This is a genomic window from Bradyrhizobium sp. USDA 4501 (assembly GCF_054062115.1).
In genome coordinates this window covers 4137328-4159912 of the sequence record NZ_JBSSEX010000001.1, presented here as the reverse complement: position 1 = coordinate 4159912, position 22585 = coordinate 4137328, and the positions used below count along the sequence as shown (strand labels likewise).

Sequence of the window (22585 nt, the reverse complement as noted above, 5' to 3'; positions counted from 1 at the left end):
AGCGCCTTGGCGGCGCATACTGCCATGCAAGCTCCTTGTATAGCTTTCTTTTCTGGGGTCCCCTCCTGATGCTCGCCCGCCCAATCTTTAGATTTTCTTGCATTGGAGGGCGGCAATGAGCGTGTCGGCCGAAACCGGCACGACGCGGCTCGACCGTGCCCGGTCAACCCGCACCCTGACCGTGACCGGGCTCAACCACGCCCTCCACGATGGCTACACCGACGTCATCTACGTGCTGCTGCCGGTCTGGCAGGCCGAATTCGCGCTGAGCTACGGGCTGCTGGCGCTGCTGCGCGGGCTCTATGCCGGCGCCATGGCCGGGCTGCAGATTCCGGTCGGACGCATCGCGGAGCGGATCGACGGCAAGATCATCCTGATCGCGGGCACGGCGCTGTCGGCGCTCGGCTACGCGTTTGCCGGATTCTCCGGCGGTGTCATTGGCCTTGGCCTCGCCCTCGCGCTCTCCGGCGCGGGGTCGAGCACGCAGCATCCGATCGCTTCCGCCGCGGTGTCGCGCGCCTATGGCACGGCGGCGCGCGGGCCGCTCGGCATCTACAATTTCAGTGGTGATCTCGGCAAGGCGGCAATCCCGGCGCTGACCTCGATCCTGCTGGTGATCATGTCGTGGCGGCACGCGCTGCTCGTGCTCGCTCTCGCAGGCTTGCTCGTCGCGGTCTGCATTGCGCTCTGGATGCCGGCCGTCGGCAAGGGCGCCGAGCACAAGGCGGCATCAGCATCGCGCGGCGCCAGCACAGGCCGCGGCTTTCACTGGCTGCTCGCGATCGGAATTCTCGACACCGCGGTCAGGATGGGCTTTCTCACCTTCCTCCCGTTCCTGCTGCGCGACAAGGGCGCCTCGCTGCCGACCAACGGCCTTGCGCTGGCGCTGGTCTTCATCGGCGGCGCTGCGGGAAAATTCACATGCGGCTGGCTCGGCGCGCGGGTCGGGACGCTGCGCACCGTGCTGATCACCGAAGGCGGTACGGCGGCGCTGATCGCAGCCGTGCTGGCGCTGCCGCTCGCACCCGCTATCGTGCTGCTGCCGCTGCTCGGCGTGATGCTCAACGGCACCTCCTCGGTTCTCTACGGCACGGTGCCCGAACTCACCCCCGCGCATCAGACCGAGCGCGCCTTCGCGCTGTTCTATACCGGAACGATCGGATCGGGCGCGATCGCGCCTGTTATCTACGGCCTGCTTGGCGACGCGCTCGGCCCGTCGCTCGCGACCGCAGCAACCGCGCTCACGGCGCTGGCGATCTGTCCGCTTGCCGTCGCGCTCGCGCGGCATCTCGCTGACGATCCGACGACGGCGTGACCATAACGTGGGTTAGCCCGTAGATGGGGTAACGGGCCGGCCGCCCGCTCGCTACGGCGCAATTTGGAAGCGCGCTCGCGAGCGGCCTGTTGGTTGGAAGGCGGTCGTCCCTCAAACTGATGGTGTTCAACGGAGTCGGGCAAGCCCGCTCCAAGCATCATTAAGGGACGACCATGTACCACTATGCAGGAATTGACGTGTCTTTGGAATGCTCGAGCGTTTGCCTTGTCGATGGGACAGGCAAGATTTTGCGCGAGACGAAGGTTGCGAGCGAGCCGGCGGCGCTGATCGCCTGGTTCCGGTCGCTGGGTCTGGTACTGGAACGGATCGGGCTGGAGGCAGGCCCCTTGTCGCAATGGCTGTATGCGGGTCTGCGAGACGCAGGGCTTGCGGTCGAGCTGCTGGAAACGCGGCACGTTCGCGAAGCCTTCAAGTCGATGCCGGTGAAGACGGACCGCAACGATGCCCGCCGGATCGCGCAGTTGATGCGGCTCGGCTGGTTCCGGCCGGTGCACTGCAAGTCGGTCGCGGCGCAGGAGACCCGCGCCATCCTGACGGCGCGCAAGCTGCTGCAATCCAAGCTTCGCGATGTCGAGAACAGCCTGCGCGGCATACTTCGCGGTTTTGGCCTGAAGGTCGGTGCGACCACCGAGCGCACGTTCGCCGGACGCATCCGCGAGCTCGTGACCGGCCATCCCGGACTGGAGTTGGTCGCGGCGGCGCTGCTCCAAGCCCATGCGGTGCTGCTGCGGGAGTTCAAGAGCCTGGACAAGCACACCCAGAAGCTCGCCAGGACGCATCCATCCGCCAAGCTCCTGATGACAACGCCGTCCGTTGGTCCGATCGTGGCGCTCACCTATGCCGCGGCGATCGACGACCCGAAGCGCTTCCGCTCCTCGAAGGCCACGGGAGCCCACTTTGGGCTCACCCCGAAGAAGTACCAGTCCGGTGAGACCGACTACACCGGCCGCATCAGCAAGATCGGGGATGCCTCCGTGCGCGAGGCACTCTACCAGGCAGCTCACGTCATGCTGACCAAGCCGGTCAAGAATTGCTCGGCATTGAAGAGCTGGGCGATGCGGATCGCCCGGCGCGCAGGCATGCGCAAGGCCAAGGTAGCGCTGGCTCGCAAGCTCGCCGTGATCCTGCATCGCATGCTCGCCGACACCAAACCGTTCAACCCGATGACCAAGGCCATCTAGCCAGGAGCAGCAATCGGTTCCGGGCGGGCCACGACACCAGGCTCTCCCCGAGCGAAGTCCCTCCGCTGGGACGATGGATCCGGTCAGGCCGCCATCCGGGAAGTGGCTCACGACCACGCAATCCGTAGATTGGCCGGCCGGCTCCTCAATGCACCCCATCAGGCGACGGCCTTCGCGCCGATCCCGTACAGAAGCAAGTGCCCGGCGAGTGGATGACGCGAAAAGGGATTGACTAACCAAGGCCCGTTACAGAAGCCCGGATGAAGCGAAGCGTAATCCGGGGCACCCAATCCGCGCCGGCAGTCCCCCGGATTGCGCTTCGCTCCATCCGGGCTACTTAAGCAATGGTCTCACGGAGCATCCCAATGACAAGCACGCACAAGGCCTGGCGGCTGCACGCCCACAACGATCTGCGCTTCGAGGATGTCACGACGCCGATGCCCGCGCCCGATGGCGTCGTAGTGCGGATCGAGGCCGGCATGGTGCTGTCCTACACCAACAAGCTGCTGTCCGGCGCGCTGCCCTACAGCCTGCCGCCGATGCCGTTCGTGCCGGGCACCAATGCGATCGCGCGCGTCGTCGCCACCGGCGACAACGTCACGCATGTGCAAAGCGGCGACCGCGTATTTCTCAGCCCGCATCTGCGCGGCGACGTGCCGGATCGCGATCCGCCGCAGATCCTGATCGGCCTCACCGCCACGGTGACGACGCCGGAGGCGTTCGCGTTGCAGGCGCGCTGGCGCGACGGCGTATTCGCGGAGATCGCGCACTGGCCGGCCGCCTGCGTTACGCCACTTGCCAATCTCGACGATAAGCGGGCGACCGAGCTGATCGGGCTCGCAAAACTGATCGTGCCGTTCGGCGGCTTGCAGCGCTCCGGCCTGCGCGGCGGGCAGACCATCATTGTCAACGGCGCGACCGGCTATTTCGGTTCGGGCGGCGTGATGCTCGCGGTCGCGATGGGCGCGGGCCGCGTCGTCGCCGTCGGCCGCAAGGAGGCCGCGCTCGAGCAGTTGCGCGACGCGTTCGGCCCGCGCGTCATTCCCGCCGTCGTCAGCGGCGATGCCGCAGCCGACCTTGCGGTCATCCGCCGCGCCGCTGGCGGCAGCGCCGATGTCGCGCTCGATCTGCTCGGCGCCGCCAAGAGCACCTCGACCACGCTGTCCTCCCTGCGCGCGCTCAGGCGTGGCGGCCGGGTGGTGCTGATGGGCAGCGCCGAGGTGCCGCTCGAACTCTCGTTCCGCGAGATGCTGGCCAATGACTGGGAGGTGGTCGGGCAGTTCATGTACGACCGCACGGCACCAGGCCAGCTCGCCGGCCTCGCCGCCGAAGGCCTGCTGGACCTGCGCAAGATCAATGTCGCGACCTTCAAGCTTGCCGACTTCCGCCGCGCGGTGGACGCGGCCGCCATGATGCAGAGCCTCGACCTCACGGCCGTGGTGCCGTAACCAGAGGCCATGACATCGCAAGACACCACAGCCCAGGCGACACCATGGCGCGCCACCGTGCTGACCCTGTTCCCGGACATGTTTCCGGGGCCGCTCGGCGTGAGCCTCGCCGGCAAGGCGCTGGCTGGCGGACTCTGGGCGCTGGAAGCGCGCGACATCCGGGCCTCGGCCACCGACAAGCACCGCAGCGTCGACGACACGCCGGCCGGCGGCGGCCCCGGCATGGTGCTGCGGGCCGATGTGCTGGCGGCGGCGATCGACGCCGCTGATATCGCGCCTGACCGTCCGCGCCTCTTGATGAGCCCGCGCGGTCGGCCATTGACCCAGACCCAGGTCGCGGAGCTGGCGGCCGGGCCCGGGCCCCTGATCGTCTGCGGCCGCTTCGAGGGCATCGACCAGCGGGTGATCGAGGCGCGGGGCCTCGAGGAGGTCTCGATCGGCGATTATGTGCTGTCCGGTGGCGAAATCGCCGCGATGGCCCTGATCGACGCCTGCGTCCGCCTGTTGCCGGGGGTGATGGGCAAGCAGGCCTCGGGAACCGAGGAAAGCTTTTCCGAAGGACTACTGGAATACCCCCAATACACCCGCCCACAGGCGTTCGAGGGCCGGCCAATCCCGGAAATCCTGATTTCCGGCGATCACGCCAAGGTCGCGGCTTGGCGGCTGGCCCAGTCCGAGGCCCTGACGGCGGCCCGGCGGCCCGACCTCTGGGCCCGCAAGGCCGGCCAAAAAGCCGCTCCGCGCCGGACAAAAAACAAGACAGACGGGTGACAAACCCTGCGCTTTGCCTTATACGGGCGGCCAAATCCGCACCCGCGCAGGATAGATGGACGTTTGCGCAGCCCGCGAAAGGCTGGGCGCGCCGCCGATGGAGATTTCAATGAACCTTATTCAGCAGCTCGAAAAAGAGCAGTTCGACAAACTCGCCGCCACCAAGGATATCCCGGAATTCGGCCCCGGCGACACCGTCATCGTCAACGTGAAGGTGGTCGAAGGCGAGCGTACCCGCGTGCAGGCCTATGAGGGCGTTTGCATCGGTCGTTCCGGTCAGGGCCTCAACGAGAGCTTCACCGTGCGCAAGATCTCCTACGGCGAAGGCGTCGAGCGCGTCTTCCCGGTGATGTCGCCGATGATCGACTCGATCAAGGTAGTGCGTCGCGGCAAGGTTCGTCGCGCCAAGCTTTATTATCTGCGCAACCTGCGCGGCAAGTCGGCCCGCATCGTCGAGAAGCAGGACCGCCAGACCGCCGTTGGCGAGTAACGTTTCCCTCAGGGATGTGACCGAAAGCGCGGGGCCTGCCCCGCGCTTTTTTGTTGCGGCATACCTATCTGACGTGCAGGCCCGCGCATGGATCGATTGTCGTGGGCGCGAGCCCTGTGTTAGAAATTTAGAATGGTTCCGGATCAAGCAAGCAAGCGCTGTCCAAGTCAGACCTGCAAGCGCGTCGTGATCGACGATCGCTCGCGGCTGCCCGGCCGCTTCTTCGGTCGCTTTGCGACGTCGGCAACGTCTGAGCTTAGACGCGCAGCGTAACGCTGCCTGGACGCTTTCGCCTGATCGCGCGCTTAAGACGCGCTCATGTCATCCCACCACTGAATTTCTTCTGGAGCTGAAGCTCATGTCCAAACCGACCACGCTGTACGACAAGATCTGGAACGACCATCTGGTCCACGAGGCCGACGACGGCACCTGCCTGCTCTATATCGATCGCCACCTGGTGCACGAGGTGACCTCGCCGCAGGCGTTCGAAGGGCTGCGCGCCGCCGGCCGCAAGGTGCACGCGCCCGAGAAGACGCTCGCCGTCGTCGACCACAACATCCCGACCACCGACCGTTCGAAGCCGAACCCCGACCCTGAAAGCATCGAGCAGATGCGGGTGATGGCCGAGAACGCCAAGGAATTCGGCATCGAGTATTACAACGAGTTCGACAAGCGCCAGGGCATCGTTCACGTCATCGGCCCGGAGCAGGGTTTTACGCTGCCCGGCACCACCATCGTCTGCGGTGATAGCCACACCTCGACGCATGGCGCGTTCGGCGCGCTCGCGCACGGCATCGGCACCTCCGAAGTCGAGCACGTGCTGGCGACGCAGACACTGATCCAGAAGAAGGCCAAGAACATGCGCGCGATCGTCGACGGCAAATTGCCCGAAGGCGTGACCGGCAAGGACATCATCCTGGCGATCATCGGCGAGATCGGCACCGCCGGCGGCACCGGCTACGTGCTGGAATATGCCGGCGAGGCGATCCGTGCGCTCTCGATGGAAGGCCGCATGACGGTCTGCAACATGTCGATCGAAGGCGGCGCGCGCGCCGGCCTGGTCGCGCCCGACCAGAAGGCGCTCGACTTCCTGCGCGGCCGCCCGAAGGCGCCGAAGGGCGCCGCCTGGGACGCCGCGATGCGCTACTGGGAGACGCTGCGCTCCGACGAGGGCGCGCATTTCGACCACGAGATCCGGCTCGATGCGGCCAAGCTGCCGCCGATCGTCACCTGGGGCACGAGCCCTGAGGACGTCATCTCGGTGACCGGCTTCGTGCCCGATCCCGACAAGATCGCCGATGAGGCCAAGCGCATCTCTAAGCATCGCGCGCTGAAATATATGGGCCTGATCGCCGGCACGAAGATCACCGACATCAAGCTCGACCGCGTCTTCATCGGCTCCTGCACCAACGGCCGCATCGAGGACCTGCGCGCTGCCGCGAAGATCGCCGAGGGCAAAACCGTCAACGGCAACGTCAACGCGATGATCGTGCCGGGCTCGGGCATTGTGAAGGAGCAGGCGGAAGCCGAAGGCCTCGACAAGATCTTCATTGCTGCCGGCTTCGACTGGCGCGAGCCGGGCTGCTCGATGTGCCTTGCGATGAACCCGGACAAGCTGAAGCCGGAAGAGCGCTGCGCCTCGACCTCGAACCGCAATTTCGAGGGCCGCCAGGGCTTCAAGGGCCGCACCCATCTGGTGTCGCCCGCGATGGCCGCGGCCGCCGCGATCGCCGGACACTTCGTCGACGTCCGCGACTGGCGGTAAGGTACGCGCCAGATTCTTTTTTGACGCGTTTTCTTCACGCGAACCGGGGCCACTTCGCTCGAAAACGCTATTGCTTCGTCTCAAGCTCGAGCCGTTTCGGAAACGGCTCGTTAACGGAGCGCACGCACACTGCCTACTTGCGAAAACAAGCCTTCGCAAGGAGCGCGTGCCGTGGCCGATAAACCCGAATTCGTCGACATGATCAGCGACGCGACGCGCCAGAAGCGCCGTCGTGCCGTGGCGCGCATCATCGATCCGCTTCCCGAGGTGAAGGAAACCTCGCGCCTCAGCCACTGGCCGCCGGAGCGCTGGACGCAATGGCGGATGGAAAACCTGACGCCGTGGAAGATAAAGTCCTGGAAGCTGAAGAACTGGGACTAACGCCCCTTTCTTGACGCGTTTTCTTCACGCGAAGCGGCGCCCACTTCGTTCGAACACGCTCCAGCGCGCAAAGAGAGGGACCCAACAAGACGGGCGCCGTGAGGCGCCCGCTGTCATTTCAAACTTTACCAATAGACGCGATACGGCCGCCAGTAGTGGCGGTGGTGCCACCACGGCCGGCAGATCCGGCGCGGTCCGTAATAGGTCCAGACCACCCGGCAACGGCGGTGATGATAATAGGCCGGGTAATAGTAGGACGATCCGTAGAAGAAGCGCCGGTGATGGAAGTGCCGGCGGTAATAGGGCCGATAGCCGTAGCGGTAACCGCCGCCGTAGAAGCGGTGGTAGCCACCATAATGGCGATGGAAGCCGCCATAGCGATAGCCGCCATGGAACGCCGGCGCGGCGCGGAAGCCGCCACCACGGAAGCCGCGGCCGTGAAATCCGCCGCCGTGGAATCCACCACCGCGGAAGCCGCCACCATGAAAACCTCCGCCGCCGTGGCCGCCACCGCCGTGCCGGACCTGGGTCGTCATGGCATCGGCCGCAGACCTTGCCGCGGGCGCGGCGGCCGGGCTTGCCAGCGACAGCGCTTCGGCGCGCTGCTGCGAAGCAACCGACAATGCGAAGACAGCGGCCGCCGCAACGCCGAGACGGCGCACCAATCCGCGCCGCAAATAGCTCTCCCTCATCTCTGAACCTCCCTGACAACGGCAACGAGCACCAAGCTGCATGGCAGCCGGTTTCATTGCGTTCATTGCAGTCGCTCCCGGCATGACGCTAGAAATCGCTGAGTGAATGCGCCATGAACGCGCAAAACGCTGCGGCGAAACGTCCGGGAGAAACGTCAGTGACTGTCTATGTGATCGTGCAACTCAAGATGACCGATCGCGCCGCCTATGATCGGTATCAGGCGCGCTTCTTCGACGTATTCAGGAAGTTCAACGGACGCCTGCTGTCGGCCGACGAACAGCCCGCGGTGCTCGAGGGCAGCTGGGATCGCGACAAGCTGGTGCTGATGTCATTCCCTGACGAAGCCGCATTCCGCGCCTGGTCGGAGTCGCCCGAATATGTCGAGATCTCCAGGGATCGCAAGGCGGGTGCGCAGGGCATTGTGCTGCTGGCGAAGGGCTTCGCGCCCTGAGGCGGACGGAGCAGCTCCGATCGGAGAGCTGCTCTCTTGTTGCACGGCTGATGTCGCGCACGGCGCGACTGCGTGCATCACCAGAACGGGCCGAACCCGAAGCCGAAGGTGAATGGCGCCGGCGCAGCATAGGGGTACGGCCGATAGTAATAGGGCCGCCCGTAATAATAGGAGCCGTACGGCCGATAATAGGAATAGGGCCGGTAGTACGGCCGGTAATAAGGACGGTAGCCGTAGTGATAGTGGCGACGATGGTAATGATGATAGCGCTGCGCGCTGATATCCGTTGCCTTGCCTACTTGCCGCTGCGGTGCCGCGGCCTGCGGCTGGGCTGATGCCGCGGCGGTTGCCGATGCCGGCGCCGTCAACGCGAATGTACAAGCGACAGCCGCGACACCGATCCATCTCATCATGATCAACTCCTGCAGATTGCGATGGATATCATCTCGCGTGGGCGAATCTGCCGGTTTGATGGCTGAGAACGACAACAGGCCCGCTGCTCACGGGCCTGTGTCTCAACTGCGCTAATACGCCGCGCGATCAACGGCGCCAGTGGCGACGATGCCCCCAGCCGCGGTGATGTCCGCGATGCCAGCCACGATGCCACCCGCGCCCACCCCAGCGTACCTGCGTGGTCGCCTGGTTCGCGTTGTCCTGAACCGTGGCGGCTGTGCCCGGCGTGGCGAGCGACATCGCGCTTGCACGCTCGGCCGGCGCCGCCAACACCAACACGGCACCGACAGCCGCGAGCCCCAGAACCTTCATCGCCTTCATGAATTGTCTCCTTGATCCTTTGATGTCACGTCTTGCAGCGACGACTTGAACTTCTGCTTGACGCGTTTTCCTCACGCGAACCGGTGTCCGTCCCGCATCACGCGCGGGACAGGCTCCGCTGGAAAACGCTTCAGCTTTCGAATCGACGCCGTTGCCGCGACGCAGATCGCTAGCAGAATGCGGACGACGTGAATGGGAAGTGAATGACTGCGCCACGAACATGAATGCTGCCGGCGCGCTTCAGGTTCCGGCACTGCGCGCGATTTTTCGCGTTGGTGTGCAAACGACATAGACGATGGTCGTATCTCGCGTTCTGTCCGTTGCAGGATTGCCATGACACAAACGCGCACGCAGGTGGCTGCTTCGAACAGCCCTCGCGGCGCTCAGCTGTTCCATCATGCTCGGCGATGTCGCGCTCGCCGCCAAGGACCGGGCGACGACATCGGCACCGCAAGCCATCGCACGCGGATGCTGATGGCGGCGGCGGTTTATGGGCGACAGGTTTGATCGCGGCTGTTGCGATGATCGGCGCAACGCGCCGACATACGCGTAACTAGCCCGGCCGCCAGAAGCAGTTCATGCGCGGCGTGATCACGGTACCGCTCGGCCGGTGCTCCTGCACATAGGTCGCGGTGCAGTCGCGCACGGCGTTCGGACCGGGGTTGTAGCGCGGGATGACATCGGGTTCCCAATGATCGGGCCGGGACCGGTAGATCGGCACGCGCTTCAGCCGGCGGCGCTCGACGACGCGCGTGCGCGCGACCGGTGCCGCCTCGCCGACGCGCGCCTCAGCCGCCGCGCTCTGTGCCTGCGCCTCTGTCGCCGGGAGCGAGAGCCCGACTGCTACAGCCAACAGCGCTGTCGCCACGATCCGTTTCATTACGCCCACCCAAGCTCGATTCTTGAGCCCCATTCGTGGGCGGCACGGTCTCCCATTGCGCCGCCAAGGTCAACTGCGCTGGCGCCGCCGATAGCACTCGCGCTAAAGGAGTGTCATGTGGACCACAGAAAAAGCCCCCTCGCTGGCCGAGATGGAGGCCATGGCGCACGAGGTTTTCGAGCGCCTGCCCAAGACGTTCCGGGCCCTCTGCGAGGGCCTGATCATCCGCGTCGACGACTTTCCGACCGACGAGGTGCTCGACGAGATGCAGGCCGAGAGCGAGTTCGACCTGCTCGGCCTGTTTCAGGGCATCGGCCTGCCGCAGCAGAGCCATAGCGACGTGGCCCGGCTGCCCAACCTGGTCTGGCTGTACCGCCGGCCGATCCTGGATTACTGGGCGGAGCACGACGAGACCCTCGGCCACATCGTTCGCCACGTGCTGATCCATGAGATCGGGCACCATTTCGGCCTCTCCGACGCCGATATGGAGGCGATTGAGGCCGATGCGGGCTAGCCCTGCAGAAATGGCCCTTTTACCGCTGTCACATTCGCGATAAACATCCGGCCGATATCCGCTATTTTTTGCCCGGGAAGAGCACCGATGGATAAGTTCACCACGCTGGAAGGCGTCGCGGCGCCGCTGAAGATCATCAATGTCGACACCGACATGATCATTCCGAAGCAATACCTCAAGACCATCAAGCGCACCGGCCTTGGCAAGGGGCTTTTCTCCGAGCAGCGCTACAAGGATGACGGCAGCGAGAACCCGGATTTCGTCCTCAACCAGCCCGCCTATCGCAACGCGAAGGTGCTGGTCGCCGGCGACAATTTCGGCTGCGGCTCGAGCCGCGAGCACGCGCCCTGGGCACTGCTCGACTTCGGCATCCGCTGCGTGATCTCGACCTCGTTTGGCGACATCTTCTACAACAACTGCTTCAAGAACGGCATCCTGCCGATCCGCGTGTCGCAGGAGGACCTCGACAAGCTATTCGACGACGCCGAGCGCGGCGCCAACGCGACGCTGACCATCGACCTCCCCAACCAGGAGATCCGCGGTCCCGACGGCGGCAAGGTCAAGTTCGAGATCGACCCGTTCCGCAAGCACTGCCTGATCAACGGCCTCGACGACATCGGCCTGACGATGGAAAAGAAATCGTCGATCGACAGCTACGAGACGAAGCTTAGGGAACGCGCCTGGGCTTGAGGCTCAGCGCATCATCGTGCCCCGGTGCCGTCAGGCGCCGGGGCTTTTCTTTGCCGAATTCGCTCGCCGCAAACCCGCTGATAGCTGACGCGCATGCTGCCTGACATCGTCACCTTCTGGCACGGCTCGATGGACGCGCTGCGCCAGACCTGCCTGCGCTCGCAGGCGGCGGCGGGGCACAAGGTCACCGTCTACAGTTTCGATCCGATTCCCGGCCTGCCCGACGGTATCGGCAATGCCGAAGCCGAAGCCGTGCTGCCGCATTCGTTCGCGGAGAAGCTGCGCCCGGCGGAGCCCGACGGCTCGTGGCGCGACTGGACCATGCTGCAGTTCAGCGACTTCTTCCGCATGCGGCTGATGGCGCGGCGCGCCGGTCTCTGGCTCGACGCTGACGTGCTGCTGCTGAAGGGCGTCGAGCTCGATCCGGCCAAGCCCTATTTTGCCTGGGAGCGGCCGCGGCAGCTCGGCAACTCCGTGCTGTATCTGCCGCCCGACGATCCGATCGTGCGCGCGTTCGAGGCGCTGATGCAGCAGGACGAGCTGATCCCGGACTGGCTGGCGCTGCGCCATCGCCTGACCTTCGCGATGCGCCGGCTGCGCGGCAAATCCAACCGCCTCGCCGACATCCGTGTCGCAATCTACGGCCCGGCGGCACTCACCGCGCTGGCGCGCCGCGCGGGCGAGTTGCAGCACGCGCTGCCGAAGCGATCATTCTACGCCGTGCATGCCGAGCCGAAGCTGTTCTTCGAGCCGTCGGGTTTTTCGCGCTACCTGAACGATCCCGCGATCATCGGCCTGCACATCTCGCCGAAAGGGCGCGGCAAGGAGGCGCCGATCCCGGGCAGCCTCTACGCGTGGGCGGCGGAGAGGTTTGGAGCGTAACGCAAACACCGCTGCACCCTCTCCCCTTGTGGGAGAGGGTGGCTTCGCGAAGCGAAGCCGGGTGAGGGGTTCTCTCCCACGGGAGAATCCCGGAAGCGGAGATAACCCCTCATCCGGCGCTTCGCGCCACCTTCTCCCACAGGGGGAGAAGGAAGACGCTTCGCTGGGCTAATGCCCCATCGCGGCGATCGCATCGGCGATCGCGATGGTGCGCCTGGCCATCTCGGCGTGCAGGCGCTCGACCATGCGGCCGTCGAGCTGGATCGCGCCGCGCGAGGCGTTCTCCGGCTTCTCGAAGGCGGCAATGATCTTGCGCGCCTCGGCGACCTCGGCCTCCGGCGGCGTGAAGATCGCGTTGCAGGCATCGATGTGGCTCGGATGGATCAGCGTCTTGCCGTCGAAGCCGAGATCGCGGCCCTGCGCGCATTCCTCCGCGAAGCCGTCGACATTGCTGATGTCGCTGTAGGGCCCGTCGAGGATCTCGAGCCCGTGCGCGCGGGTCGCCAGGATGCAATGCGTGATCATCGGAATCATCGCCGCGCGGCCCGGCTTCATCCGGATCCGGGTTTCGCGGGCAATGTCGTTCGGCCCGAACACGAAGCCGGCGAGCCGGGTTTCGGAATCCTTCGATGCCGCGGCCAGCTTGTCGGCGTCGAGCACCGCGCGCGCGGTTTCGATCATCGCCCAGACCCGGATCGAGGCAGGCGCATTGATGTCGCTGAGGCGATCGGCGACGGCGTTGAGATCGTCGACGGTCGAGATCTTGGGAACCAGGATCCCGTCCGGCTGCGACTTGCCGGCCATGCCGATGTCGTCGACCCACCAGGGCGTGTCGAGCGCGTTGATGCGGATCAGCACCTCGCGCTTGCCAAAGCCCTTGGCCGCGACCGCCGTGGCGATCTGCTCCCGGGCTGTGGCCTTGGCGTCGGGGGCAACGGAATCCTCCAGGTCGAGGATAATGCCGTCCGCCGGCAGCGTCCGGGCCTTTTCCAGCGCCCGTGCATTCGATCCCGGCATGAACAACAAGCTGCGGCGCGGACGGGTCATCGACATTCTCCTGGAGGCTCGGGCTCCGCCGGTGGCCATTGTTTAGGCATCGGGCGGGAACCATTCTTCAACGCTGCCGTATCATCTCAGGCCACACGCCGAAAGTCTTGTTCCCGCTACCCGCATGTGGTTAGCCAGAGGCCATGAAATTCTTTCCGAAGCAGTTGATCGACGGCTACCGGACGTTCGCGACCCAGCGGCTGCCGACCGAGCAGTCGCGCTATCAGGATCTCTCGGAGCGCGGCCAGTTTCCCGAGACCATGGTGATCGGCTGTTGCGACTCCCGCGTCTCGCCGGAGGTGATCTTCGACGCCGGCCCCGGCGAGTTGTTCGTGGTCCGCAACATCGCCAATCTGGTTCCGGTCTATCAGCCCGACAGCAACGCCCACGGCGTCTCGGCCGCGCTGGAATATGCCGTGACCGTTTTGAAGGTGAAGAACATCGTGGTGCTGGGCCACGCGCAGTGCGGCGGCATCCGCGCCTTCGTCGACAAGATCAAGCCGCTCACGCCCGGCGACTTCATCGGCAAATGGATGCAGATGTTCATCAAGCCCGGCGAAATCGTCGAGCAACGCGAGCATGAGACCATGCAGGACTTCGTCGTCCGCATCGAGAAGGCCGCGGTGTTCCGCTCGCTGGAGAACCTGATGACGTTCCCATTCGTGCGCGAACGCGTCGAGAGCGGCGAGATGCAGCTGCACGGTGCCTATTTCGGCGTCGCCGAGGGCTCGCTGTTCGTGCTCGACCGGGTCGCGAAGGAATTCATCAGCGTCCGCGACGAGCTGAAATCAGACCAGTAATCTACTCGTTGCCGTGATGGCCGCTGCCCCAGCGGTCGGAGATCGCGAGCATGAAGGACGACACCACGAATACCAGGTGCACGCCGACCAGCCAGGCGAGCTTGCTGGGGTCGAACGCGGTATCGAGGTTCATGAACGCCTTCAGCACCTGAATCGCCGAGATCGCGACGATCGACGCCAGCAGTTTTTGCTTCAGGCCACCGAAATCGACCTTGGTCATCCAGTCCGGCCAATCCGGATGCCCTTCCGGATCGATCTTCGAGACGAAGTTCTCGTAGCCTGAGAACACCACGATCAGGATCAGATTGCCGGTCAGCGAGATGTCGATCAGCGCCAGCACGCCGAGAATGATGTCGGATTCCTTGGCATCCGGCACATGCAGGATGAAGTGCCACAGCTCCATGCAGAACTTGAACAGCAATGCCGCGAGGCTGATGACGAGACCGAAATAGAACGGCGCCATCAGCCAACGGCTGTTGAACAGCAGGTTCTCGAAACGACGTTCAACCCGCTTCAGCGTCGGATTGGGCCGATAGGTCCCCGGTTGTTCCGCTTCCGCCATGCCACGCGCTTCCTGACGACGTATTCCCGCGGCAGCTTTTATGCCGCCTTCTGCTTGGCGGTGATCAGCTTGCGGTTGATCAGGACTTCGGCGATCTGCACGGCATTGAGCGCCGCGCCCTTGCGCAGATTGTCCGACACGCACCAGAACGACAGGCCGTTCTCCACCGTCGCGTCCTCGCGGATGCGGCTGACATAGGTCGCGTCCTCGCCGGCAGCCTCATAGGGCGTGACGTAGCCGCCCGGCTCGTGCTTGTCGATCACGAGGCAGCCCGGCGCGCGGCGCAGGATGTCGCGCGCCTCGTCCGCCGTGATCGGATTGGCGAACTCGACATTGACGGCTTCGGAGTGACCGACGAAGACCGGCACGCGTACGCAGGTGGCGGCGAGCTTGATCTTCGGATCGAGGATCTTCTTGGTCTCCGCCATCATCTTCCACTCTTCCTTGGTGTAGCCGTCTTCCATGAAGACGTCGATCTGAGGAATGACGTTGAAGGCGATGCGCTTCGGAAACTTCTTATTGACCAGCTCGTCATTGGTGTAGACGGCCTTGGTCTGCGAGAACAATTCGTCCATTGCGTCCTTGCCGGCGCCCGACACCGATTGATAGGTCGAGACCACGACGCGCGTGATCGTCGCCTTGTCGTGCAGCGGCTTCAGCGCGACCACGAGCTGCGCGGTCGAGCAGTTCGGGTTGGCGATGATGTTCTTCTTGGTGAAGCCGGCGGTCGCATCCGCGTTCACTTCGGGCACGATCAGCGGCACGTCGGGGTCCATGCGCCAGGCCGAGGAGTTGTCGATCACGACGGCGCCGGCGGCGCCGATCTTGGGTGACCATTCCTTGGAGACCGAGCCGCCGGCCGACATCAGGCAGATGTCGATGTCGGAGAAGTCATAGTGCTCGAGCGCCTTCACCTTCAGCGTGCGGTCGCCATAGGAGACCTCGATGCCGACGCTGCGGCGCGAGGCCAGCACGACGACCTCGTCGGCGGGGAATTTGCGCTCGTCGAGAATGTTGAGCATTTCGCGCCCGACATTGCCGGTCGCTCCGACCACCGCGACTTTGTAACCCATCGTTCACTCTCCGACGAAAAATGCCCGTTCCCCCGCAGGCTGCGGAAAGGGAAGAGGCAGCGCTTCTATGCGAGAAACCCCGTCAAGACAACGTTGCGTAGCTTTTGAGCGTTTTGATGCGTTTATTTCGGGCCGATCCGGCCGCGCCCCATCATACGAGAATTCCGTCAGCACTGACGAGCTTCGTCGACGAGGTGTACGCCACGCTCTCCCGGCTGTTCGCCTATGTCGCCGTGCTCGCGCTGTTCGTCGTCCTCGGCAACTATCTATGGAAGCAACTGCCCGACGCAACGGCGATGGCGGCCCCTGCCGCCGCAGGCTGGAGCCCGGCCGGCCGCACGGCGCCGGCCTTTGCCGTAAGCCGGCTCGATCTGCGAGATAAAACAGAGACTTACGAGATCTTCCGGCACCCCGAGGGCGGCCGCAAGGACGCCTTCCGTTGGGCCGATGCCAACGGTGCAACAGTCGCCGAGCTGGAAATCTATCGCCCCGGCGGCGAGGCCATGGGGCCTGCGGTCACCGAGATTGCCGGGCGGCTCCACCCGGGCGGCGTCCGCGAGTTCGAGGCTGCCGGCATCGTCGACAGCAAGTTCGGCAGCGTCACCTTGCTGCGCCCGGCGCGGCAGGACGGCGACCGCGCCTGCCTCGGCTTCCTCAAGCAGGCCGACGCGCCTGACCTCCGGATCTCCGGCTGGACCTGCCAGGGCGCCAGCCTGCCGGCCCGGCGCGCCGCGATCATCTGCATGCTGAACCGCCTGACCCTGCTGGCCGCGGGCAACGATCCGCGGCTCGCCGCCCTGTTCGCGCATGCCGAGCTCAAGCGCACCGACTGCGTTACTTCCAGCGCGCCGGCCCTGTCGGCCGACTGGGTCATGGGCAGCGAGAACCCGCGCCTGCGCGGCGCCCTTTGATGGCGAGACCGTGGCAAAGCACTGGTTTTCATGAAACTTTTGCGCTTGGACACTCATTATCTCGGCCGGTGTGGCGCAATTGACCTAGTGACGGCCTCCCCACCATGGCTACAATGTGTTCCGAGTGATTTTGGCGGACGCGCCAGCCCCGACGGGGCCGTAATGACGAGGATGCGATGACCCTAGAATTCCCTGCCGCGAACAAGCTCGTGGTGTTGCTTGCCGCGGCTGCCGTCACCGCAACCGCGTTCGGCATGACCGCAGCCAGCGCGCAGAGCCCGAGCACGCGCAAGCAGCAGGAGCAGTATGACCGCGATGGCCGCCGCTACTACGGCGCGCAGGGTCCGAACCGGGTCTATCAGCAGGGTCCGCGCACCCGCGTTTACGTCACCACGCGCTCGTGGCTCGACGCCGGCACCGAAGTGCTGCCGGGCGACCGCAAGTTCAACGACTACGCCTATCCGCCGGAGATCGGTTATCCCTCGTTCGCGCGTGAGAACAACAACCGCCCGATCGATCGCCAGCCGCTCAGCCCGCCGGCCGATCTCGGCGGCTATCCGCGGAATTTCCCGCTGTACTGAGAATTTCGGCGAGCAGCCGATACGAAAATGCCCGGCTCCGGCCGGGCATTTTCATTTTTGGTGCTGTCATTCCGGGGCATCGCGCAGCGATGAACCCGGAATCTCGAGATTCTCAGGTGCGCAAGCGCACACCATAGTTCGATGCTACGCATCGCCCCGGAATGACGGCAGAGCCGTCACGCGTGCAGCTTCTGCAATTCCTTCAGGATCGCCTCGCCCATCTGGCTCGTGCTGGCCGGCGTGGTGCCTTCCGACTTGATGTCGGCGGTGCGCAGGCCGCTGGCGAGCACGGCCGCGATCGCGGCATCGACCTTGTCGGCGAGCTCGCCCATGTCGAAGGAATAGCGCAGCGCCATGCCGAACGACGAGATCATCGCGATCGGGTTGGCGAGGCCTCGGCCAGCGATATCGGGCGCCGAGCCGTGCACCGGCTCGAACAGCGAGCGCCGCTTCTTCGTCTTCGAGTCGACTTCGCCGAGCGAGGCCGATGGCAGCATGCCGAGCGAGCCGGTCAGCATCGCCGCGATGTCGGACAGCATGTCGCCGAACAGATTGTCGGTCACGATGACGTCGAACTGCTTCGGCGCCTTGACGAGGTTCATGCCGCCGGAATCGGCGAGCTGGTGCTCGAGCGTGACGTCCTTGTATTCGCGCGCGTGGACCTGGGTCATGACCTCGTTCCAGAGCACGCCCGACTTCATGACGTTGCGCTTCTCCATCGACGTCACCTTGTTGCGGCGCTTGCGCGCCAGGTCGAAGGCGACGCGGCCGATGCGCTCGATCTCGTAGGTGTCGTAGACTTGGGTGTCGACCGCGCGCTTCTGGCCGTTGCCGAGATCGGTGATGGTCTTCGGTTCGCCGAAATAGACGCCGCCGGTGAGCTCGCGGACGATCATGATATCGAGACCCTCAACCACGTCGCGCTTCAGGCTCGAGGCCTCGGCGAGCGCCGGGTAGCACACCGCCGGGCGCAGATTGGCGAACAGGCCGAGATCCTTGCGCAGCCGCAGCAGGCCGGCCTCGGGACGGACCTCATAGGGCACGCTGTCCCACTTCGGGCCGCCGACCGCGCCGAAGATCACGGCGTCCGCCGCCGTCGCCTTGGCCATGTCGCCCTCGGAGATCGACACCTTGTGGGCGTCATAGGCGGAGCCGCCGACCAGGCCCTGCTCGGTCTCGAACTTCGCGATGCCCTGCGCATTCAGCCAGTCGATCACGCGTTGCACCTCGGCCATCACTTCGGGGCCGATGCCGTCGCCGGGGAGAAGCAGCAGTTTATGGGTCGCCATGGTGTTACCTCGAGCTAATCGTTGTTGTCTTTGCCGGGCAAGAGCGCGAAGCGCGTCCTCGCACAGATGACCCGGCAATCCATCCCGCTTCGAAAGGTCTCTCTGAAGATGGATGGATGCCCGGGTCGAGCCCGGGCATGACGAGCGGGGGAAATCCGGCCGGAGTGCTAAAACGCCGGAGCCGGATTGGCAAGGCACCCCGGATCGGCCCAGAATGGTCCCAACGGGCAACCCGCGCCTTCAGAAGCCAACAAGACGGACCTCATGACCGCAGCCATCGTCTACGCCTTCGCCTCGGCGATTTTCCTCGGCGCCGGGGTGGTGCTGGCGCAGCTTGGCCTGCGCACCGTCGAGCCGCTGTCGGGCGCCGCGATCAGCGTGCCCACTTTCACCCTGCTATTCCTGGTGCTGTCGCCGCTGATCCTGCATGGCGAGCCGGTGGTCTGGCGTGCGCTGCCGATCTTCATGGCGATCGGGCTGTTCTTCCCGGCCTCGCTGACGCTCCTGACCTTTGCGTCAAACCGGGCGCTGGGACCGGTCATCACCTCGACGCTGGGCAATCTGGCGCCGCTGTTTGCGGTCACCGCCGCCGTGGTGCTGCTGCACGAGCCCTTGCTGCCGCAGCAGCTCATCGGCCTCGTCGTCGCGGTCGCGGGCGCCGCCATCATCACCGTGACGAGGCCGCGCGACCTCGGCCATTGGCGCAGCTGGGCGCTGCTGCTGCCGCTTACCAGCGCGCTGGTGCGCGGCATCGTGCCGCCGATCGCCAAGCTCGGCCTTGCGATCTGGCCGAGCCCGCTATGGGCCTGCCTGGTCGGCTACGTCATGTCCTCGCTGGTGGTGCTGACCGTGCAACGGGTCCGCAAGGGCAGCTTCATGGTGCAGGCGCCGCGCGAGGGCCGGTTCTGGTTCGCGCTGACCGGGATCAGCAACGGGCTCAGCGCGCTCAGCCTGTTCGCCGCGGTCCGCAACGGCCCGATCACGCTGGTGGCGCCGCTCGCCGCGATCTATCCGCTGGTCACCGTGGTGATGAGCGCGGTGGTGCTCAAGCATGTCGAGATCACCGCGCGGATCGTCGGCGGAACCCTGCTGACCGTGATCGGCGTCGCGCTGGTCCTGATCGCCTGATTGCCTGATACGCAAGACAGTGTTGCGGGCATCGGCGCTGGGCAGCGCCGCCGCGGCCTGTCACAATGGCCGCATTGCCGGAGTGAATTGTGAGAGCCCCCGCCCCGTCCTACCCGCATGCCGCGCGGCTGATCCTTATTCTGTCGCTCGCACCGACGGTCGGTCTCGGCATCGGCCGGTTTGCCTATTCGCTGGTGCTGCCCGACATGCGCGAGCAGCTGGCCTGGTCCTATTCGGCCGCCGGCTTCATGAACACGATCAACGCCGCCGGCTATCTGGTCGGCGCGCTGCTCGCCTCACGCCTGATTGAACGCTTCGGACTTGCCGCGTCGGTGCGCTGGTCGACGCTGGCCTGCGCGCTGTCGCTGGCGCTTTGCGCCCTCTCGGGCAATTTCGTGGTGCTGAGCTTTGCCCGCCTGCTGGTCGGCTTCGCCGCCGCGATCGGCTTTGTCGGCGGCGGCGCGCTTGCGGCAACCATCGCGCAATCGCGACCCGAACGCGCGAACTTCCTGCTCAGCCTGTTCTATGCCGGGCCGGGCGTCGGCATCTTGGCATCCGGATTGATCGCGCCCTTCGTGCTGCAGGGTTTCGGCGCCGGCTCGTGGTCGATCGTGTGGTGGGCGATGACGCTGCTTTCCGCGATCATGACCGTGCCGCTGATGCTGGCGCCGCTCCACGCCAACACCGCCGCCGGCGGTATCGTGCGGACCCAATTCGCTGTCATGCCGGTCCTGATCTACCTCGCCGCCTACTTTCTGTTCGGCGCCGGTTACATCGCCTACATGACTTTCATGATCGCCTATGTCCGGGACGGCGGCGGCGGCGCAGCTGCACAGAGCGCGTTCTGGAGCCTGATCGGCGTCAGCGCATTCGTCACGCCCTGGGTCTGGGGGCGGGTGCTGGCGCTCGACCGCGGCGGGCTCGCCACCACCATCATCCTCGGCGTCAACGCGCTCGGCGCCAGCCTGCCGATCTTCGGGCATTCGCCGCTGCTGCTGGCGATCTCGGCGCTGGTGTTCGGCGTCGCCTTCTTCGCCGTGGTCGGCTCGACCACCGCCTTCGTGCGTTTCAACTACCCGCCGCAATCCTGGCCGACCGCGATCGCGGCGATGACCATCGCCTTCGGCATCGGCCAGACGCTCGGACCGATCGTGGTCGGCGCCATCACCGACGCGGTCGGCAGCCTGTCATTCGCGTTGAACGTCTCGGCCGCGATGCTCGCGCTCGGCGCGCTGCTGTCGGCGTTTCAGAGGAAGGTCCCCTCCCAGCGTCGTCCCGGCGAAGGCCGGACCCATAACCACAAGCGGTTGTGATGGAAGGGAGCGTCTCCCCTCGTACCTATTCCCGCGGCCGCGGGGTATGGGTCCCGGCTCCCGTGCGCAATTGCGCATTAGGCCGGGACGACAGCGAGTTAGCTCCCGCTGAACGAATTGTAGCCCTGGTCTTCCCAGTAGCCGCCCTTGTAGTCGTTGGTGACTTCCATCGAGAGCACGTATTTCGGGTTCTTGAAGCCGAGCTTGGTCGGGACCCGGATCTTCATCGGAAAGCCGTAGGCGCGCGGCAGGATCTCGTCGCCGAATTTGAACGTCATCTGGGTCTGCGGGTGCAGCGCCGAGCGCATGTCGAGCGGCGAGTTGTAGCCGTCCTTGTCGGCGCACTGGAACCAGACATATTTGGCACGGGTGTCGGCGCCGACCAGCTTGAGGAAATCGCGCAAGGGTGTACCGGTCCAGCTGCCGATCGCGCTCCAGCCTTCGACGCAGATATGCCGCGTCACCTGCTTGACCTGCGGCAGCTTGTACAATTCGTCGAGCGTCCACGACTTCTTGTTCTCGACCAGCCCGCGCACCTCGAGCTTCCAGTCCGCTGCCGCAATCTCAGGCGCGTCGTCGAGATCGTAATAGGCGTTGAACGGGAACGGCTTGGTGATCATGCTCTCGGGGAAGGTCGGCGCCAGCGCATCCGGATTGAACATCCAGGCCTGCACCGCATCGTTGAACTTCGAGACCTGCTTGAGCATTTCCTCGGCTGACGACGAATCGACCACATCGCAGCCGGTGAGCAGCGTCAGCGCGCCGAGGCTGGTGCCCGCCGTGATGAAGCGGCGGCGCGTCAGCTCCGGCATCGTCTTCACCGCATCGCGCACGAGCAGCTTCTTGTCGACACCGGGGATCAGGAGCTTGCGGAGACGACCCATGACTACCTCCCTAGCGTCCGATGATCATGGCGCGCAGGCTCTTCGGCACCAGCAGCGCGAGCGCGACATGGATCACCAGGAAGGCGACGATCAGCGCCATGCAGGTGAAGTGAACGTAGCGGGCGAAATCGTAGCCGCCGAACAGCGACACCAGCCAATGCAGCTGCACCGGCTTCCACATCGACAGGCCGGACAGCACGATGACGACGCCGACCACGATGATGCCGGCATAGAGCAGCTTCTGCACCGAATTGTATTTGCTGAGATCGTCATGCGACAGCTTGAAGGCCAGCGCCGCCTTGGTGTCGGCAATCACGCCGCCGGGGGTGATCGGCAGCAGCTTCTTGCGGAAGCGGCCGGTGGCGAAACCCAGCGCCAGATAGACCAAGCCGTTGGCCATCAACAGCCACATCGCGGCGAAATGCCAGAGCAGCGCACCGCCGAGCCAGCCGCCGAGCGTAATGCTCCGCGAGAAGGTGAAGCTAAATAGCGGCGAGGCGTTGTAGATCTGCCAGCCGGACATGATCATCAGGATCATCGCGAAGGCGTTGATCCAGTGCACCATGCGCACCCAGACCGGCTGGATCGCCTTCGCGGGCGTCGCGGTCTCTGCCTGGTGGTCGCTGACGGCAAGGCTCGTCATGGGATGTCTCTGCTCGTGATCGTTACCAGGTTATACGCCCGGAACCGGCGTTCCGTTACGGGGTCAGGCATCATCAGTTTGATATAGGCTGCTTCACA

General features: G+C 65.1%; 26 protein-coding genes. 16 read left to right on the top strand and 10 right to left on the bottom strand.

What is annotated here, in order from left to right; translation table 11 throughout:
• The first annotated feature begins 115 nt into the window (after positions 1–115).
• The 7 genes from ACVWZM_RS19160 (at position 116) to ACVWZM_RS19130 (ending at position 7372) form a co-directional block, all read left to right on the top strand.
• Complete coding sequence (locus tag ACVWZM_RS19160; protein WP_456854250.1) at positions 116–1315, top strand: MFS transporter; 1200 nt, start codon at positions 116–118, stop codon at positions 1313–1315.
• Between the two features lie 173 nt (positions 1316–1488).
• Positions 1489–2517 (top strand): IS110 family RNA-guided transposase, encoded by a 1029-nt coding sequence (locus ACVWZM_RS19155; RefSeq protein ID WP_057016162.1) that lies wholly within the window; start codon positions 1489–1491, stop codon positions 2515–2517.
• Between the two features lie 365 nt (positions 2518–2882).
• The gene (locus tag ACVWZM_RS19150; RefSeq protein WP_456854248.1) at positions 2883–3965 is read left to right on the top strand and encodes a zinc-binding dehydrogenase; all 1083 of its coding nucleotides are present in this window, start codon (positions 2883–2885) and stop codon (positions 3963–3965) included.
• A 9-nt stretch (positions 3966–3974) separates the two neighbouring features.
• Positions 3975–4736: a tRNA (guanosine(37)-N1)-methyltransferase TrmD gene (gene trmD, locus ACVWZM_RS19145; RefSeq protein ID WP_456854246.1), complete on the top strand. Its 762-nt coding sequence runs from the start codon at positions 3975–3977 to the stop codon at positions 4734–4736.
• 109 nt (positions 4737–4845) lie between these two features.
• On the top strand, positions 4846–5226 hold the full coding sequence (rplS, locus tag ACVWZM_RS19140) for a 50S ribosomal protein L19 (RefSeq protein WP_018269387.1): 381 nt from the start codon (positions 4846–4848) through the stop codon (positions 5224–5226).
• A 358-nt stretch (positions 5227–5584) separates the two neighbouring features.
• Entirely contained in the window at positions 5585–6991 is a 1407-nt protein-coding gene (leuC, locus tag ACVWZM_RS19135) for a 3-isopropylmalate dehydratase large subunit (RefSeq protein WP_456854244.1), read from the top strand.
• Between the two features lie 171 nt (positions 6992–7162).
• Positions 7163–7372: a hypothetical protein gene (locus tag ACVWZM_RS19130; RefSeq protein WP_016847629.1), complete on the top strand. Its 210-nt coding sequence runs from the start codon at positions 7163–7165 to the stop codon at positions 7370–7372.
• Between the two features lie 125 nt (positions 7373–7497).
• Here the strand turns inward: ACVWZM_RS19130 and ACVWZM_RS19125 are convergent, their stop codons facing one another.
• Positions 7498–8064: a hypothetical protein gene (locus tag ACVWZM_RS19125; RefSeq protein ID WP_076834658.1), complete on the bottom strand. Its 567-nt coding sequence runs from the start codon at positions 8062–8064 to the stop codon at positions 7498–7500.
• 158 nt (positions 8065–8222) lie between these two features.
• Here ACVWZM_RS19125 and ACVWZM_RS19120 point away from each other — a divergent pair, with 158 nt between their 5' ends.
• On the top strand, positions 8223–8516 hold the full coding sequence (locus ACVWZM_RS19120; RefSeq protein WP_016847630.1) for a DUF1330 domain-containing protein: 294 nt from the start codon (positions 8223–8225) through the stop codon (positions 8514–8516).
• A 77-nt stretch (positions 8517–8593) separates the two neighbouring features.
• On the opposite strand, the gene ACVWZM_RS19115 is transcribed toward ACVWZM_RS19120, so the two are convergent.
• The 3 genes from ACVWZM_RS19115 to ACVWZM_RS19105 form a co-directional block, all read right to left on the bottom strand.
• Positions 8594–8929, bottom strand: coding sequence for a hypothetical protein (locus tag ACVWZM_RS19115; protein ID WP_063790190.1), 336 nt, complete (start codon positions 8927–8929; stop codon positions 8594–8596).
• A 127-nt stretch (positions 8930–9056) separates the two neighbouring features.
• Positions 9057–9290, bottom strand: coding sequence for a hypothetical protein (locus ACVWZM_RS19110; RefSeq protein WP_057020951.1), 234 nt, complete (start codon positions 9288–9290; stop codon positions 9057–9059).
• Between the two features lie 553 nt (positions 9291–9843).
• The gene (locus ACVWZM_RS19105) at positions 9844–10170 is read right to left on the bottom strand and encodes a hypothetical protein (protein ID WP_092086985.1); all 327 of its coding nucleotides are present in this window, start codon (positions 10168–10170) and stop codon (positions 9844–9846) included.
• 115 nt (positions 10171–10285) lie between these two features.
• Here ACVWZM_RS19105 and ACVWZM_RS19100 point away from each other — a divergent pair, with 115 nt between their 5' ends.
• The 3 genes from ACVWZM_RS19100 to ACVWZM_RS19090 all read left to right on the top strand — a co-directional run bounded on the left by ACVWZM_RS19100 (position 10286) and on the right by ACVWZM_RS19090 (position 12256).
• Complete coding sequence (locus ACVWZM_RS19100) at positions 10286–10684, top strand: metallopeptidase family protein (RefSeq protein ID WP_016847635.1); 399 nt, start codon at positions 10286–10288, stop codon at positions 10682–10684.
• 87 nt (positions 10685–10771) lie between these two features.
• Positions 10772–11374 (top strand): 3-isopropylmalate dehydratase small subunit, encoded by a 603-nt coding sequence (leuD, locus tag ACVWZM_RS19095; protein WP_028336269.1) that lies wholly within the window; start codon positions 10772–10774, stop codon positions 11372–11374.
• Positions 11375–11467: 93 nt separating this feature from the next.
• Positions 11468–12256 (top strand): hypothetical protein, encoded by a 789-nt coding sequence (locus ACVWZM_RS19090; protein WP_456854241.1) that lies wholly within the window; start codon positions 11468–11470, stop codon positions 12254–12256.
• 168 nt (positions 12257–12424) lie between these two features.
• On the opposite strand, the gene ACVWZM_RS19085 is transcribed toward ACVWZM_RS19090, so the two are convergent.
• Positions 12425–13303 (bottom strand): HpcH/HpaI aldolase/citrate lyase family protein, encoded by an 879-nt coding sequence (locus ACVWZM_RS19085; protein ID WP_229192521.1) that lies wholly within the window; start codon positions 13301–13303, stop codon positions 12425–12427.
• Between the two features lie 143 nt (positions 13304–13446).
• Here ACVWZM_RS19085 and ACVWZM_RS19080 point away from each other — a divergent pair, with 143 nt between their 5' ends.
• Complete coding sequence (locus ACVWZM_RS19080) at positions 13447–14103, top strand: carbonic anhydrase (RefSeq protein ID WP_168858194.1); 657 nt, start codon at positions 13447–13449, stop codon at positions 14101–14103.
• 1 nt (position 14104) lies between these two features.
• On the opposite strand, the gene ACVWZM_RS19075 is transcribed toward ACVWZM_RS19080, so the two are convergent.
• Complete coding sequence (locus tag ACVWZM_RS19075) at positions 14105–14665, bottom strand: TIGR00645 family protein (protein WP_225645284.1); 561 nt, start codon at positions 14663–14665, stop codon at positions 14105–14107.
• Between the two features lie 38 nt (positions 14666–14703).
• Complete coding sequence (locus ACVWZM_RS19070; RefSeq protein WP_456854239.1) at positions 14704–15738, bottom strand: aspartate-semialdehyde dehydrogenase; 1035 nt, start codon at positions 15736–15738, stop codon at positions 14704–14706.
• A gap of 116 nt (positions 15739–15854) precedes the next feature.
• Here ACVWZM_RS19070 and ACVWZM_RS19065 point away from each other — a divergent pair, with 116 nt between their 5' ends.
• On the top strand, positions 15855–16649 hold the full coding sequence (locus tag ACVWZM_RS19065; protein WP_456856712.1) for a hypothetical protein: 795 nt from the start codon (positions 15855–15857) through the stop codon (positions 16647–16649).
• A gap of 176 nt (positions 16650–16825) precedes the next feature.
• Complete coding sequence (locus ACVWZM_RS19060) at positions 16826–17230, top strand: hypothetical protein (protein ID WP_057020960.1); 405 nt, start codon at positions 16826–16828, stop codon at positions 17228–17230.
• Positions 17231–17406: 176 nt separating this feature from the next.
• Here the strand turns inward: ACVWZM_RS19060 and leuB are convergent, their stop codons facing one another.
• The gene (leuB, locus tag ACVWZM_RS19055) at positions 17407–18519 is read right to left on the bottom strand and encodes a 3-isopropylmalate dehydrogenase (protein WP_038387231.1); all 1113 of its coding nucleotides are present in this window, start codon (positions 18517–18519) and stop codon (positions 17407–17409) included.
• A gap of 264 nt (positions 18520–18783) precedes the next feature.
• On the opposite strand from leuB, the gene ACVWZM_RS19050 reads away from it, so the two are divergent.
• Positions 18784–19647 carry a DMT family transporter gene (locus ACVWZM_RS19050; RefSeq protein ID WP_057020962.1) on the top strand — a complete coding sequence of 288 codons (864 nt, stop codon included), beginning with the start codon at positions 18784–18786 and terminating at the stop codon, positions 19645–19647.
• An 89-nt stretch (positions 19648–19736) separates the two neighbouring features.
• The gene (locus ACVWZM_RS19045) at positions 19737–20960 is read left to right on the top strand and encodes a YbfB/YjiJ family MFS transporter (protein ID WP_253588491.1); all 1224 of its coding nucleotides are present in this window, start codon (positions 19737–19739) and stop codon (positions 20958–20960) included.
• Between the two features lie 98 nt (positions 20961–21058).
• Here ACVWZM_RS19045 and ACVWZM_RS19040 read toward each other — a convergent pair whose 3' ends face one another.
• Together ACVWZM_RS19040 and ACVWZM_RS19035 are read right to left on the bottom strand one after the other, a co-directional pair.
• The gene (locus ACVWZM_RS19040; protein ID WP_057020964.1) at positions 21059–21844 is read right to left on the bottom strand and encodes a molybdopterin-binding protein; all 786 of its coding nucleotides are present in this window, start codon (positions 21842–21844) and stop codon (positions 21059–21061) included.
• A 10-nt stretch (positions 21845–21854) separates the two neighbouring features.
• The gene (locus ACVWZM_RS19035; protein WP_076834681.1) at positions 21855–22487 is read right to left on the bottom strand and encodes a cytochrome b/b6 domain-containing protein; all 633 of its coding nucleotides are present in this window, start codon (positions 22485–22487) and stop codon (positions 21855–21857) included.
• Between the last annotated feature and the right edge of the window lie 98 nt (positions 22488–22585).

Coding starts and splice junctions, on each gene's coding strand:
- rplS (WP_018269387.1), top strand. CDS start 4,846: ATGAACCTTATTCAGCAGCTCGAAAAAGAGCAGTTCGACAAACTCGCC.
- ACVWZM_RS19090 (WP_456854241.1), top strand. CDS start 11,468: ATGCTGCCTGACATCGTCACCTTCTGGCACGGCTCGATGGACGCGCTG.
- trmD (WP_456854246.1), top strand. CDS start 3,975: ATGACATCGCAAGACACCACAGCCCAGGCGACACCATGGCGCGCCACC.
- ACVWZM_RS19065 (WP_456856712.1), top strand. CDS start 15,855: ATGCGTTTATTTCGGGCCGATCCGGCCGCGCCCCATCATACGAGAATT.
- ACVWZM_RS19075 (WP_225645284.1), bottom strand. CDS start 14,665: ATGGCGGAAGCGGAACAACCGGGGACCTATCGGCCCAATCCGACGCTG.
- ACVWZM_RS19100 (WP_016847635.1), top strand. CDS start 10,286: ATGTGGACCACAGAAAAAGCCCCCTCGCTGGCCGAGATGGAGGCCATG.
- ACVWZM_RS19155 (WP_057016162.1), top strand. CDS start 1,489: ATGTACCACTATGCAGGAATTGACGTGTCTTTGGAATGCTCGAGCGTT.
- leuB (WP_038387231.1), bottom strand. CDS start 18,519: ATGGCGACCCATAAACTGCTGCTTCTCCCCGGCGACGGCATCGGCCCC.
- ACVWZM_RS19080 (WP_168858194.1), top strand. CDS start 13,447: ATGAAATTCTTTCCGAAGCAGTTGATCGACGGCTACCGGACGTTCGCG.
- ACVWZM_RS19070 (WP_456854239.1), bottom strand. CDS start 15,738: ATGGGTTACAAAGTCGCGGTGGTCGGAGCGACCGGCAATGTCGGGCGC.
- leuD (WP_028336269.1), top strand. CDS start 10,772: ATGGATAAGTTCACCACGCTGGAAGGCGTCGCGGCGCCGCTGAAGATC.
- ACVWZM_RS19105 (WP_092086985.1), bottom strand. CDS start 10,170: ATGAAACGGATCGTGGCGACAGCGCTGTTGGCTGTAGCAGTCGGGCTC.
- ACVWZM_RS19110 (WP_057020951.1), bottom strand. CDS start 9,290: ATGAAGGCGATGAAGGTTCTGGGGCTCGCGGCTGTCGGTGCCGTGTTG.
- ACVWZM_RS19060 (WP_057020960.1), top strand. CDS start 16,826: ATGACCCTAGAATTCCCTGCCGCGAACAAGCTCGTGGTGTTGCTTGCC.
- ACVWZM_RS19150 (WP_456854248.1), top strand. CDS start 2,883: ATGACAAGCACGCACAAGGCCTGGCGGCTGCACGCCCACAACGATCTG.
- ACVWZM_RS19115 (WP_063790190.1), bottom strand. CDS start 8,929: ATGATGAGATGGATCGGTGTCGCGGCTGTCGCTTGTACATTCGCGTTG.
- ACVWZM_RS19040 (WP_057020964.1), bottom strand. CDS start 21,844: ATGGGTCGTCTCCGCAAGCTCCTGATCCCCGGTGTCGACAAGAAGCTG.
- ACVWZM_RS19050 (WP_057020962.1), top strand. CDS start 18,784: ATGACCGCAGCCATCGTCTACGCCTTCGCCTCGGCGATTTTCCTCGGC.
- ACVWZM_RS19160 (WP_456854250.1), top strand. CDS start 116: ATGAGCGTGTCGGCCGAAACCGGCACGACGCGGCTCGACCGTGCCCGG.
- ACVWZM_RS19085 (WP_229192521.1), bottom strand. CDS start 13,303: ATGACCCGTCCGCGCCGCAGCTTGTTGTTCATGCCGGGATCGAATGCA.
- ACVWZM_RS19125 (WP_076834658.1), bottom strand. CDS start 8,064: ATGAGGGAGAGCTATTTGCGGCGCGGATTGGTGCGCCGTCTCGGCGTT.
- leuC (WP_456854244.1), top strand. CDS start 5,585: ATGTCCAAACCGACCACGCTGTACGACAAGATCTGGAACGACCATCTG.
- ACVWZM_RS19035 (WP_076834681.1), bottom strand. CDS start 22,487: ATGACGAGCCTTGCCGTCAGCGACCACCAGGCAGAGACCGCGACGCCC.